Here is a 12,726-nt window from a genome sequence, read left to right as displayed (position 1 = left end):
TTGCCGGCGACTGCCGTGCCGCGAGACCTGCACCCGGCTGCCTGGTGCGGGTCCCGGAAGCCGAGGCCTACCGCGAGGAACTGCGGGAACGGCTGTCGTAGGCCTCCCGGGCCTCTTCGACCTTGCCGAGGTTGCCCGACCACTCGGAAAGGCTCGCGAACAGCGGCCCGAGGCTGCGGCCCAGCTCGCTGATCTCGTACTCCACGCGCGGCGGGACCTCGGCGTGGTAGGTGCGCACGACGAGGCCGTCGCGCTCCAGCTGCCGCAGCCGCTGGGTGAGCACCTTCGGCGTGATCGTGCCGATGCGGCGTTCGAGCTCGACGAACCGCTGCCGCCCGTATTCCTTGAGCGACCACAGGATCGGCGTGGTCCAGCGGCTGAAGACGATGTCGACGACCGGCGTGATCGGGCAGGCCAGCTCGGGTGTGGTTCCGGTCACTTTCGGGCCTCCAGCCAATACTTTCCTCTAGGTACCTACTATACGTCGGAATGTAGCGTCCTCCGCATGATCACAATCATGGGAGCGACGGGAAACGTCGGAAGGCCGCTGGTGCGGGCGTTGGCCGCGGCCGGGGAACAGGTGACGGCGGTGTCCCGCCAGAAGACGCCGGACGTGCCGGACGGCGTGCGCGTGGCACCCGTCGTCGAGTCCGCTTTGGACGGTGCCGAGGCGCTGTTCCTGATGGTGCCGGGCGGTTTCGCGCCCCTGGACGGCCTGCTGGCCGCGGCGCGCGCGGCCGGCGTCGAACGGGTGGTGCTGCTGTCGTCCCAGGGTGTCGCGACCGGGCGGCACCCCTCGGTGCCGGAGGACTCCGTACGGGCCTCGGGTCTGAAGTGGACGATGCTGCGCCCGGGCGGGTTCGCGTCGAACGCGGTGCAGTGGGCCGGAAGCGTGCGGTCATCGCGGCAGGTGGTGGCGCCGTTCGGTGACGTCGCGTTGCCGGTGGTCGACCCGGAGGACATCGCCGCGGTCGCCGCGGTGGCGTTGCGCTCCGGCGGTTCCGGTGAGGTGTACGAGCTGACCGGCCCGTCCCCGATCACGCCCCGGCAGCAGGCGGCGGCGATCGGGGACGCGCTGGGCGAGCCGGTGGCGTTCGTGCCGCAGACCCGTGCGGAAGCACGTGCGGCGATGCTCGGCTTCATGCCCGAGCCGGTGGCGGACGTGACGCTGGACATCCTGGGCGCGCCGTCGCCGGCGGAGCAGCGGGTGAGCCCGGACGTGGAGCGGGTCCTCGGCCGCCCGCCCCGCCCGTTCTCGGCGTGGGCCGCGCGCAACGCGGTGGCGTTCAAGTGACGGCACTGTCCTATCGGGACACCGGAACGGGAGCACCGCTGGTGTTCCTGCACGGCAACCCGACGTCGTCCTACTTGTGGCGCAACGTGACGCCGCACCTGCCGGGCCGCCGGCTCGCGCCGGACCTGATCGGCATGGGCGGCTCGGAGCGTCCGGACATCGAGTACACGTTCGACGACCACGCCCGCTACCTGGACGCGTGGTTCGACGCCCTGGACCTGGAGGACGTGGTCCTGATCGGCCACGACTGGGGCGGGGCGCTGGCGGCGGACTGGGCGTCCCGCCACCCCGCCCGCGTCCGCGCGCTGGCGTTCACCGAGGCGATCCTGAAGCCGATGACGTGGGAGGAATTCCCGCCGGCCGGCGCCGACCTGTTCCGCGAGATCAAGACCCCGGGCGTCGGCGAGAAGCTGATCCAGGGCTTCCTCGAAGGCCTCCCGCCGGAGTACCGGACGACGCACGAGGTCCCGCTGCTGCGCTGGGCCCGTTCCCTGCCCCTGGGCGGCGAGCCGGCGGCGGTGGTCGCGCGCATCACGAAGTTCGACGCGTGGCTGGCGGCGACCCCGGAGATCCCGAAGCTCCTGATGACGTTCGAGCCAGGTCACGACACGATGCTGACGCCGCCGATGATCGACTGGTGCGAGAAGACGTTCGCGTCCTTGGAGGTGGCCCACCACCCGCTGCCGGCAGGTCACCACACGCCGGAAGACCAACCGGCGGCGATCGCGCGGACGCTGGCGTCCTGGCTGTCCCGGCAATCTGGGACAACCGGCTGACGGAGGACGCTCGTATCCTCGGAGCAGCCGGTTCCCTCCGAGGCAAGGACTCCCATGGACGAAGCACGGATGTGGGCAGGGGTGGAGCAGGGAAGGCTCCGCCTGGCGGACCTCCTGGACGCGTTGCCCCCGGAGGACTGGGAGCGCCCCTCGCTGTGCACGGGCTGGAGCATCCGGGACGTCGCGGCCCACGTGACGGCCAACCCCCAGTTCGGCGTCGGTGACTGGCTCCGCGAGGCGGCCAGGGCGAGAGGCAACTTCAACCGCATGATCCACGACTCGGCCCGCCGCAGGGCCCAGGCACCCACCGGCGAGATAGTCGCCCAGCTCCGCAACCACGCGGCTTCCCGCCGAGTCCCGCCGGTCCCGGGAGCAGGCCCGGACTCGACGATCATGGACGTCCTGACCCACACGCAGGACATAGCCTTAGCCCTGGGCCAAGAGCCCCGAATTCTCCCGGAGGACGCGGCAGCGGGCCTGGGCAGCCTCTGGAAGCTGAAGTTCCCCTTCAACCCCCGCAAGAACCTGGCGGGCATGAGATTCATAGCGACAGACACGGACTGGGCAGTAGGAGAAGGAGCGGAAATCCACGGCCCGGCATCAGCATTCCTGCTGCTCTTCACCAACCGCAAAGCGGCCTACGAGCAGCTAAGAGGCCCAGGCCTGGACCTGGCAAAGGCAAAGCAAGCAGCCTAACCGGCCAGGGAGGAACGCAACCAGGCCGCCAACCGCAGCCGACCGCACCGTGGGGGGCCGGGGGGCTCGGCCCCCCGGGTACCACCCGGGACTCCGAGCGGCCAGCGCGTTCCGCGAGCACACTCCACCCACGGAATCCGGTCGGGATGACAGGATTTGAACCTGCGACCCTTCGCTCCCAAAGCGAATGCGCTACCAAGCTGCGCCACATCCCGGTCCACACCCCCAGGGGGGTGTGCGATCAGCCTAGCGGGTCACGCTAAGCTGACCTCGCACCCGGGTACCTCGGGGGCACGCGGGTGTAGCTCAATGGTAGAGCCCTAGTCTTCCAAACTAGCTACGCGGGTTCGATTCCCGTCACCCGCTCCAACGGCCGAGGCGGCGTCCGCCTCGAGCTTGGCGGCTATCACGTCCAGCAGTTTGTCGGTGTCGACCGGCTTGGTGATGTAGTCGTCGGCGCCGCTGGCCAGGGTCCGGGCGCGGTCTTCCGCGGTGGCTTTCGCGGTCACCGCGATCACCGGGAGGTCGGCGTTGGCCGCCTCGGCCCGGATCGCCGCGATGGTCGCGTTGCCGTCGAGTTCCGGCATCATCACGTCCATCAGGACCAGTGCCGTGTCCTCGTTGCGTTCCAGGGCGCGGATGCCGTCGACACCCGTTTCGGCGTAGACGACTTCCAGGCCGGCCTGTTCCAGGACCGCGGCCAGGGCGAACACGTTGCGCAGGTCGTCGTCGACGATCAGGACCTTCTCGCCCTGGAAGCGCTTCGGGGCGATGTCGGGGGCGGCCACCAGGACCGTGCTGGGGACCGGAGGCAGACGCGGCGATGACAGGGCCGTCACCGCCGGGTCCACCAGGTTCGACGCCGCCACCGGGAGGTAGAGCGTGAACGTCGAACCCTTGCCCGGCTCGCTGACCACGCGCAGTTCGCCGCCCAGGAGCTCGGTCAGCTGCTGGCTGATGTTGAGGCCCAGGCCGGTGCCGCCGTACTTGCGGCTCGTGGTGCCGTCGGCCTGGCGGAACGCCTCGAAGATGACCGCCAGCTTCTCCGCGGGGATGCCGATGCCGGTGTCCTCGACGGCGAACGCGATGATGCCCGGCGCGTTCCGCAGCGCCTCCTGCTCGACCTCGGCCGGGTCGGCCGCGCGGATGTGCAGGCGGACGCCGCCCTCGTCGGTGAACTTCGCCGCGTTCGAGAGCAGGTTGCGCAGGATCTGCTGGAGGCGGTGCTCGTCGGTGTGGACGCTGCCCGGCACCGGCGGGTCGATGTGGACGGCGAACTCGAGGCCCTTGTCGGCCGTGAGGGGCCGGCAGAGCGACTCGACGTAGTCCACCAGCTCGGGCAGCGTGATGTCCGACATCTGCATGTCGAGCCGGCCCGCCTCGACCTTCGCCAGGTCGAGGATGTCGTTGATCAGCTGCTGCAGGTCGGAGCCCGCCGCGTAGATCGTGCGGGCGAACTGGATCTGCTTCTCGGTGAGGTTGCCCTCGGGGTTCTCCGACAGCAGCTTCGCCAGGATCAGCGCGCTGTTCAGCGGCGTCCGCAGCTCGTGCGACATGTTCGCCATGAACTCGGTCTTGTACTGCGACGCGACCGTCAGCTGCCCGGCGCGCTCCTCCAGTTCCTGGCGGGCCTGCTCGATCTCGCTGTTCTTGACCTCGATGTCGCGGTTCTGCTGGGCGAGCAGCGCGGCCTTCTCGGCCAGCTCGGTGTTGGACCGCCGCAGCTCGCCCTGCTGGGCCTGCAACTGCTCGGACCGCGCGCGCAGCTCCTGCGCCAGCCGCTGCGACTCGGTGAGCAGCGCCTCGGTGCGGGAGTTCGACAGGATCGTGTTGACGTTGACACCGATCGTGTGCCGCAGCTGCTCCAGCAGGTCCTGGTGGACGGTGCTGAACTCGTTGACCGAGGCCAGCTCCAGCACCCCGAGCACCTCGCCCTGGAACAGCACCGGCAGCACGATCAGGTTGACCGGCGACGCCGAGCCGAGCCCGGACGACACCAGCGCGTACTCCGGCGGCGCGTGGTGGACCAGGATCGTGCGGTGGTCGACGGCGGCCTGCCCGATCAGCGACTCGCCGATCGCGAACCGCAGGCCGGCGCGGGACTGGGCGAGGCCGTAGGCGGCGATGCACTCCAGCACCGTGCCGCCCGAGTCGTCGTCGCGGGCCAGGAAGAACGCGCCCTGCTGGGCGCGGACCAGCGGCGCCAGCTCGGACAGGATCAGCGCGCCGACCGACGCGAGGTCGCGGTGCCCCTGCATCCGGCCGGACAGCTGGGCGAGGTTGGTCTTCAGCCAGTCCTGCTCGGTGTTGGTCCGCGTCGTCTCCTTGAGGTTCGCGATCATCTGGTTGATGTTGTCCTTGAGGTCCGCGACCTCCCCGGACGCGTCGACCGTGATGTGCCGGGTCAGGTCGCCCGCCGTCACCGCGGTGGCCACCTGCGCGATCGCGCGGACCTGGGTGGTCAGGTTCCCGGCCAGCTGGTTCACGCTCTCGGTGAGCCGCTGCCAGGTGCCGGACACGCCGTCGACCTCGGCCTGGCCGCCCAGCTTGCCCTCGGTGCCGACTTCACGCGCCACGCGCGTGACCTCGGAGGCGAACGCCGAGAGCTGGTCGACCATCGTGTTCATGGTCGTCTTGAGCTCGAGGATCTCGCCGCGGGCGTCGACGTCGATCTTCTTCGTCAGGTCGCCCCGCGCGACGGCCGTGGTGACCTGCGAGATGTTCCGCACCTGGCTGGTCAGGTTGTGGGCCATGAAGTTGACGTTCTCGGTCAGGTCCTTCCAGGTCCCGGCCACGCCGGGGACCCGCGCCTGACCGCCGAGGATGCCTTCGGTGCCGACCTCGCGCGAGACGCGCGTGACCTCGTCGGCGAACGCGCGCAGCGTCTCCACCATGCCGTTGAGGGTCTCGGCCAGCGCCGCGACCTCGCCTTGGGCGACGATCGAGATCTTCTTCGACAGGTCGCCGTTGGCCACGCCGGTCGCCACGGTGGCGATGCTGCGCACCTGGTCGGTCAGGTTGGTGGCCATGACGTTGACGTTGTCGGTGAGGTCCTTCCACGTGCCCGCGACGCCGCGGACGGTGGCCTGGCCGCCGAGCTTGCCTTCGGTGCCGACCTCGCGGGCGACGCGGGTGACTTCGTCGGCGAAGGCGGAGAGCTGGTCGACCATCGTGTTGAGCGTGGTCTTGAGTTCGAGGATCTCGCCCCGGGCGTCGACCGAGATCTTCTGGGTCAGGTCGCCCTTCGCGACCGCCGACGTCACCGTGGCGATGTTGCGGACCTGGTCGGTCAGGTTGTTCGCCATGAAGTTGACGTTGTCGGTGAGGTCCTTCCAGGTCCCGGCGACGCCGGGCACGGTGGCCTGGCCGCCGAGCTTGCCCTCGGTGCCGACCTCGCGGGCGACGCGGGTGACTTCGTCGGCGAACGCGGAGAGCTGGTCGACCATCGTGTTGAGCGTGGTCTTGAGCTCCAGGATCTCGCCGCGGGCGTCGACCGCGATCTTCTGGGTCAGGTCGCCGCGCGCGACGGCCGTCGCGACCTGGGCGATGTTGCGGACCTGGGTGGTCAGGTTGTTCGCCATGAAGTTCACCGAGCCGGTGAGGTCGCGCCAGGTGCCGGCGACGCCGGGGACCTGCGCCTGCCCGCCCAGCTGACCCTCGGTGCCCACTTCGCGGGCGACGCGGGTGACTTCGTCGGCGAAGGCGGAGAGCTGGTCGACCATCGTGTTCATGGTCGTCTTGAGCTCGAGGATCTCGCCGCGGGCGTCGACGGTGATCTTCTGCGTCAGGTCGCCCTTCGCCACGGCCGTGGTCACGTGGGAGATGTTGCGGACCTGGTCGGTCAGGTTGTCGGCCATCCCGTTGACCGAGTCGGTGAGGCTGCGCCACGTCCCGGCCGCGCCGGCCACCTCGGCCTGGCCGCCGAGCTTGCCCTCGCTGCCGACCTCGCGCGCGACGCGGGTGACCTCCCCGGCGAACGCCGAGAGCTGGTCGACCATCGTGTTGAGCGTGTTCTTCAGCTGCAGGATCTCGCCGCGGGCGTCGACGTCGATCTTCTTCGTCAGGTCGCCGGTGGCCACCGCCGTGGCCACCTGGGAGATCCCGCGGACCTGGTCGGTCAGGTTGTCGGCCATCAGGTTGACCGAGTCGGTGAGGTCACGCCAGGTGCCGGCGACCCCCGGCACCTGGGCCTGGCCGCCGAGCTTGCCGTCCGAGCCGACCTCGCGGGAGACGCGGGTGACCTCGTCGGCGAACGACGAGAGCTGGTCGACCATGGTGTTGATGGTGTTCTTGAGCTCGAGGATCTCGCCGCGGGCGTCGACGTTGATCTTCTGGGTCAGGTCGCCGCGCGCGACGGCCGTGGTGACCTGCGCGATGTTGCGGACCTGCTCAGTGAGGTTGTCGGCCATGAAGTTGACCGAGTCGGTCAGGTCGCGCCAGGTCCCGGACACGCCCGGGACGACCGCCTGGCCGCCGAGACGTCCCTCACCCGCGATCTCGCGGGAGAGCCTCGTCACTTCGACGGCGAAGCGCGTCAGCTGCGCGATGAGTCCGTTGACCGTCTTCGCCAGCGTGGCGTACGCGCCCTGCAGCGGGCGGCCGTCGAGGGTGAGGGTCATCGGCTGGGACAGGTCGCCGTCGGCGACGCCGCCGAGCACGCGCTCCAGCTCGATGGCCGGTCGCGTGAGGTCGTCGATCAGGCCGTTGACGGCGTCGACGGCGGTGGCCCAGCCGCCGGGGCCGACCTCGGTCTCCAGCCGTTCGAGCAGCCTGCCTTCCTGGCCGACCGCCGTGCGCGCCCGCAGCAGCTCGCTCACGAGCCGCTGGTTGCGCTCGGCGATGTCGTTGAACGCGACGGCGAGCTGCGCCGAGACGCCGTCGCCGTGCGGCACGAGCCGCCGCCGGAAGTTGCCGTCCCCGAGATCCCGCACCGCCACGAGCAGCCGCTCCAGCGCCGCTGCTTCGCCCTGGGATTCCGTTGTCATGTGTGCCGACCCTCTCCACCACGCATGCGCCAGCCATGGTCGTTGGCCCAGCGTGCCATGATTCGCCCTACACTTCGAGCCAGTCCGCCCGCTCACGCGGTAGCCGTGCGATAGCAGTCCGGAGGCAGGAGGTCCGTGCATGGTGTCACGTCCGGCACCGGCGTCGGCAGCCCTGCCGCCGATGGCCGGCGATGACGCGCCGCCGGGGTTCGACGCCTTCGGCCGGGCCGTCCTCGAGGACGTCCGCGACGCCGTCTTCCTGCAGGACGCCGCGAGCGTGCTGCGCTGGGCGAACCCCGCCGCGCGGACGCTGACCGGCGACATCGAGCCGAAGCTGCACCCGGTCGCCGGGACCTTGACGACCGGGGCTGCGCCCCGGGCCGGGGGCTCCGCCACCCAGGCCCCCGCAGGGCAGCTGTTCGGGCACGTCGAAGTGGCGGGCCACCGCCACCCCGCGCGCGTCCGGGCCCTGCCGGGCGGCTGGCACGCGTGGACGGTCCCCAGCCTCGACGAGGCGCGCACCGAACGCGTCGACGTCCCGCAGCGGCGCGTGAGCGACTTCCTGGCCGAGGCCGGCCCCCGGCTGGCGGCCGCGCGCGGCCGCCACGGCACCGCCCGCGTGATCGCCGAGATCGCCGCGGCCGCGCTGGCCGAGACCGTGTTCGTGCTCCTGCCCACCACCCGCGGCCGGTGGGAGTGGTGGAGCTGCGAGAACCCGTCCGCGCACGGCCACGGCCGGATCCGGCGGGTGCCCACCCAGGTCGCGCCGGTGCTGGCGGCGACGTTCGGCGCCACCGGCCGGCCGCGGCCGGTCCCGGTGCCCGCGGCCGAGGTCGCCACGCTGCCGTCGGTCGTCGCCGACCGGTTCGCCGGGCACGCCGAGGTCACCGTCGTCTCGCTGGGCCCGAGCGTGAGCGCCGGGGTCACCGGCGCGCTGCTGCTGGGCCGCCGCGCGGACCCGGAGTTCGGCGGCGAGCAGGACCGCGCGGTCGTCGAGTTCGCGAAGGCGTCCGGCACGGCGCTGGCCAACGCCCAGCGCTACGCCCGGCAGGAGGAGGCGACGCGCGGCCTGGAGACCACGCTGCGCCCGGCCGACCCGCCCGAGCTGGACGGCGCGCGCTTCGAGACCTGGTACGAGCCGGCCGCCGGGGTGCTCACGGTCGGCGGCGACTTCTACGACGTCCTCCCGCACGACGACGGCAGCGCGTTCCTGGTGCTCGGCGACATCTGCGGCAAGGGCGCCGAGGCCGCCGCGCTGACCGGGCGGGTCCGGCACGCGCTGACCGCGCTCGCCATGGTCGAACGCGACGGCCGGACCCTGCTGCGGCTGCTCAACGAGCTGCTCATCGCGGGCGGCAGCAGCCGGTTCGCCACCCTGGTGCTCGGCACGGCCACACCGTCGGAAGGGGGCGTCGACCTGACGCTGGCCTCGGGTGGGCACCCGGCACCGCTGATCGTGCGGCACGCGGGCGGCGTCGAAGAGGTCACCGTCCCGGGCACGCTGGTCGGCATCTCACCCCAGGCCCGGTTCGCCGAAGCGCGGGTGCGGCTGGGGCCGGGCGACCTGTGCCTGCTCTACACCGACGGCATCACCGAGGCCCGCAACCGCCACGACCCGTCGGAGCTGTTCGGCGACGACCGGCTGCGCGCGGTGCTGACGGCCGCGGCCGGGCAACCGGCCCGCGAGGTCGTCCGGCGGCTGCGCCAGGCCGTGCGCGACTGGCTCGGCAGCTCCGCCCACGACGACATCGCCGTGCTGGCCGTGGAGTGCGCGGACTGATCGTCCGCCGCCCGCGTTTGCCGCCGGCCGGAGCGGGTAATTCCGATTCCATGGCGAATGCACTTGAAGGCCGCCGGGTCGCGATCCTGGCCGCGGACGGCGTCGAACAGGTCGAGCTGGAGCAGCCGCGCCGGGCCGTCCTCGACGAGGGCGCGACCGTCGAGCTCGTGTCGCTCGACACGGGCGAGATCCAGGCCATGAACGGCGACATCGACAAGGGCGACACGTTCGCCGTCGACCGCAAGGTTTCCGACGTGGCGATCGGCGACTTCGACGCGCTGTTGCTGCCGGGCGGCACGATGAACCCCGACAACCTGCGGGTGAACCCCGAAGCGGTGAAGTTCGTGGGCGACTTCGTGCGCGCGGGCAAGCCGGTCGGCGTGATCTGCCACGGTCCGTGGACGCTCGTCGAAGCGGATGTCGTACGTGGCCGCACCTTGACGTCGTACCCGAGCATCCGGACCGATCTGCGTAACGCGGGGGCCACGGTCGTCGACGAAGAAGTAGTAGTGGACGACGGCCTGGTCTCCAGCCGCAACCCGGACGACCTGCCGGCGTTCTGCGCCGCGGTGGTGCGGGAGTTCGCGGGCTGACCGGGCCGTCCTCTGTGGACGTTCACCCGGCCGTGTCCTTAAGTCCGGCTTAAATATGTTGGCTTTCGGCGTTCCGGCGGAGGACGCTGAGAGGTGACCGGGAACACCGGGAGGAGGTGGACGCAATGACAGTGAACGCGAGGCGCTACGGCCGTTGGTGCCGTGAACACTTCGACGTGGTCGCCGCCCAGGACGTTCCCGCGCCCCGGGCCGCCGACGCCGCCGAGGTCCTCCCGCAGCCGGAATCGGCGCCGGTCGAGACCGTTGCCGAACAACCGCAGCAGAGCTGAGTCTCCCGCACCCGAAAGGCCCCCGGATCGCGTCCGGGGGCTCTTTCATTCCGCCCGGAGCGGGCGCGAGAAAGAACCCCTCCCCAGCGGACTGGGGAGGGCTTCTTGGTGAATGGCTAGTGTCGGCTGGTCAGCGGTAGCTGCTGCGCCGGCGGTACCAGACCCGCTTCGGGCCGGGCGCGCCGATGCGCGTGATGACGTCGGTCAGCACCGCGCCGATGACGAGCCAGATGACCGCGGCCAGGCCGTCGTTGCAGAAGACCCGGAACTTCTCGGAGTCCGGCGTGAAGAGGTCGCGCAGGCCGAGCGAGACGCCGGCCGACCACTCGGAGATGAGGTGCGCGAAGCCGTTCGCCGCGTTCGCCTCGCCGAAGACCAGCACGATGTGCACGGCGAGGACCAGCGCGAACACCGCGCACACGAGATGGATGAGCGCGTTGACGGTGCGCACGATCCGGATGCGCGGATGGGTGCGCTCCACGACTTCTTCGGTCGCGGCGGCTTCGTACCGCGGATCGTAGGGCTGCTCCGGGGGAGGGGGATACGGCATCGTCGGCGCCGTCCTTTCGACTGTCCTCAGTGGACGGATCTGGGGCGTGCGGTGCGCAGGGGGAGTACCCGGTGCCGGGACCGGCAAACCGGATGTTCCGAAAACTTCCTTACTAGGGGCGTGATAGGGTATTTTGCGGAATCCGAGGAGGGTCATGGCGCAGGAGGTCTACTCCGTCGAGCAGGTCGCCACGCAGCTCGGCCTGCACGTCCGGACCGTCCGGAACTACGTGCGGGACGGGCGGCTGAAGGCGGTCCGCATCGGCAAGCAGTACCGGATCACCTCGGCCGACCTCGCGGCCTTCACCGGGCTCCCGGCCGCCGCGCCGGCGGCCGCCAAGAAGGCGGACCTCTCGGGCGTCGCCGAGATCGAGCACGTCGACCGCGCGACGGCGGACCGGATCGCCACCCTCGTCCACGCGTCGTTGCAGGGCCCGCAGTCCGTGCGCGTCGAAACGATCTACGACAAGGAGAAGTCCGTCCTGAAGCTCATCGTGCTCGGCGACCTCGCGGCCGGCGCGGACCTGCTGCGGATGGTCGCGGGGTTCGTCGAAGGCCTGGGCTGAGCCGGGCGGCTGAACCTCGCCCGGGGCGGGCAACCCGGGCCGCCACGGCACGTCCAGGTGATCATGAGACTTCTCCGGCGCACGGCACTGACGCTGTCCGTCCTCGCTTCCCTGGTCGTCCCCGCTTCGCCCGCCTCGGCGGAAACCGTTGTCCCGAAAGGGTTCCAGCCCGCGTCGACCAGCTGGACCGGCGCGGACACGGGCTACGTCCTCGGCTACTCGCCCTGCGCGAAGTCGTGGTGTCCGGCGCTGCTGGGCACGACCGACGCCGGGCGGCACTGGCGGCGCCTCGGCGCGCCCTCGATGCCGCTGCCGGACAACCACAACCACGTCGCGCTGACGTTCGTCACCGACCGCGTCGCCTACGTCAGCGACGGCGTGCACGTGCGGACGACGCGGGACGGCGGCGCGACCTGGCACCCGGTCGGCCTCGTCGACGCGCGGGAACCCTTCTACGTCTCGAAGATCACCGAAACCGGCGGCCGGGTGTTCGCCGTGCTCAGCACCTACGGCGAGGACCGCGGCTCGACACGGCTGTACTCGGCGGCCGCCGGTTCGCCGGTGCTCGTCCCGATGCCGGGCTTCGCGGTCACCGGGGACATCACCTACGGCGACGTCGCGGTCGGCGGTGGCCTGCAGGTCGCGCTCGGCGCGAACTACGGCGACGAGAAGTACTGGACCTCGCGTGACGGCGTCCGCTTCACCCCGGCCGCGCCGCCGTGCCCGACGGGGACGGTCGCGTCGCTCGCCGGCGTCCGGGACAAGCAGGTCGTGGCGTTGTGCAGCAGCAGTCCCGGCTCGCCCCAGCCGGGCTCGACGGAACGCAGCCTGCGGCACGCGCCGCGGCTCGGCGGCACGTTCAGCGGCACCGACGCGGCTCCGGTCGTCGGGATCACGCAGGGCTTCGGCGCGGCGTCGCCGACGTCCGCGACGGTCGCGGCGGAGGGCGGCGGCGTCGGCTTCCTGCACCGCACCGCCGACGGCGGTCGCACGTGGACGACGACCGTCCTGTCGGAACGCGGGCTCAGCCTGACCGATCTGGACTTCCCGGGAGGCGGCACCGGAGTGGTCGTCGACGGCCAGCCCGACGCGGCCGGCGGCTCCGCTGTGTACCGGTCCACGGACGGCGGAAGGAGCTGGCACGAACTCCTGTTCGGCTGATTGTGCCTGGCAGGCAAGGCCCTTGCGCGGTTCACT

General features: G+C 71.2%; 11 protein-coding genes and 2 tRNA genes. 9 read left to right on the top strand and 4 right to left on the bottom strand.

Going from position 1 to position 12,726, the window contains the following annotated elements:
* Nucleotides 1-67 precede the first annotated feature (67 nt).
* On the bottom strand, nt 68-439 hold the full coding sequence (locus OHS18_RS18765; protein ID WP_328617924.1) for a winged helix-turn-helix transcriptional regulator: 372 nt from the start codon (nt 437-439) through the stop codon (nt 68-70).
* A gap of 66 nt (nt 440-505) precedes the next feature.
* Here OHS18_RS18765 and OHS18_RS18760 point away from each other — a divergent pair, with 66 nt between their 5' ends.
* From OHS18_RS18760 to OHS18_RS18750, 3 genes are read left to right on the top strand one after another with little or no spacing between them, the layout of a single operon-like run.
* On the top strand, nt 506-1,294 hold the full coding sequence (locus tag OHS18_RS18760) for an NAD(P)H-binding protein (protein ID WP_328617923.1): 789 nt from the start codon (nt 506-508) through the stop codon (nt 1,292-1,294).
* Nucleotides 1,291-2,070, top strand: coding sequence for an alpha/beta fold hydrolase (locus tag OHS18_RS18755; protein WP_328617922.1), 780 nt, complete (start codon nt 1,291-1,293; stop codon nt 2,068-2,070). The genes OHS18_RS18760 and OHS18_RS18755 overlap by 4 nt, the downstream gene beginning before the upstream one ends.
* A 54-nt stretch (nt 2,071-2,124) precedes the next feature.
* Entirely contained in the window at nt 2,125-2,766 is a 642-nt protein-coding gene (locus tag OHS18_RS18750) for a maleylpyruvate isomerase family mycothiol-dependent enzyme (protein WP_328617921.1), read from the top strand.
* Nucleotides 2,767-2,907: 141 nt separating this feature from the next.
* On the opposite strand, the gene OHS18_RS18745 is transcribed toward OHS18_RS18750, so the two are convergent.
* A tRNA-Pro gene (locus tag OHS18_RS18745) sits at nt 2,908-2,981 on the bottom strand.
* Nucleotides 2,982-3,061: 80 nt separating this feature from the next.
* Here OHS18_RS18745 and OHS18_RS18740 point away from each other — a divergent pair.
* Nucleotides 3,062-3,135, top strand: a tRNA-Gly gene (locus OHS18_RS18740).
* On the opposite strand, the gene OHS18_RS18735 is transcribed toward OHS18_RS18740, so the two are convergent.
* Entirely contained in the window at nt 3,087-7,751 is a 4,665-nt protein-coding gene (locus OHS18_RS18735; RefSeq protein ID WP_328458840.1) for a HAMP domain-containing protein, read from the bottom strand. The two genes, OHS18_RS18740 and OHS18_RS18735, sit on opposite strands and share 49 nt — an antisense overlap.
* Before the next feature lie 139 nt (nt 7,752-7,890).
* Between OHS18_RS18735 and OHS18_RS18730 the strand changes: the two genes are divergently transcribed.
* The 3 genes from OHS18_RS18730 (at nt 7,891) to OHS18_RS18720 (ending at nt 10,414) form a co-directional block, all read left to right on the top strand.
* Complete coding sequence (locus tag OHS18_RS18730) at nt 7,891-9,531, top strand: SpoIIE family protein phosphatase (protein WP_328617920.1); 1,641 nt, start codon at nt 7,891-7,893, stop codon at nt 9,529-9,531.
* Between the two features lie 50 nt (nt 9,532-9,581).
* Nucleotides 9,582-10,124: a type 1 glutamine amidotransferase domain-containing protein gene (locus OHS18_RS18725; protein ID WP_328617919.1), complete on the top strand. Its 543-nt coding sequence runs from the start codon at nt 9,582-9,584 to the stop codon at nt 10,122-10,124.
* Nucleotides 10,125-10,249: 125 nt separating this feature from the next.
* On the top strand, nt 10,250-10,414 hold the full coding sequence (locus tag OHS18_RS18720; RefSeq protein WP_328450855.1) for a hypothetical protein: 165 nt from the start codon (nt 10,250-10,252) through the stop codon (nt 10,412-10,414).
* A 130-nt stretch (nt 10,415-10,544) separates the two neighbouring features.
* On the opposite strand, the gene OHS18_RS18715 is transcribed toward OHS18_RS18720, so the two are convergent.
* Nucleotides 10,545-10,964 carry a hypothetical protein gene (locus OHS18_RS18715; protein ID WP_328450857.1) on the bottom strand — a complete coding sequence of 140 codons (420 nt, stop codon included), beginning with the start codon at nt 10,962-10,964 and terminating at the stop codon, nt 10,545-10,547.
* A gap of 154 nt (nt 10,965-11,118) precedes the next feature.
* Between OHS18_RS18715 and OHS18_RS18710 the strand changes: the two genes are divergently transcribed.
* Together OHS18_RS18710 and OHS18_RS18705 are read left to right on the top strand one after the other, a co-directional pair.
* Entirely contained in the window at nt 11,119-11,529 is a 411-nt protein-coding gene (locus tag OHS18_RS18710; RefSeq protein ID WP_328617918.1) for a helix-turn-helix domain-containing protein, read from the top strand.
* Nucleotides 11,530-11,592: 63 nt separating this feature from the next.
* A complete protein-coding gene (locus OHS18_RS18705) occupies nt 11,593-12,690 on the top strand; it encodes a sialidase family protein (protein ID WP_328617917.1) in 1,098 nt (365 codons plus the stop codon).
* Nucleotides 12,691-12,726 lie beyond the last annotated feature (36 nt).

Source organism: Amycolatopsis sp. NBC_00355, assembly GCF_036104975.1.
Classification (GTDB): Bacteria; Actinomycetota; Actinomycetes; order Mycobacteriales; family Pseudonocardiaceae; genus Amycolatopsis.
The sequence above is the reverse complement of the archived record's forward strand: the minus strand, read 5'-3'. Positions and strand labels throughout refer to the sequence as shown.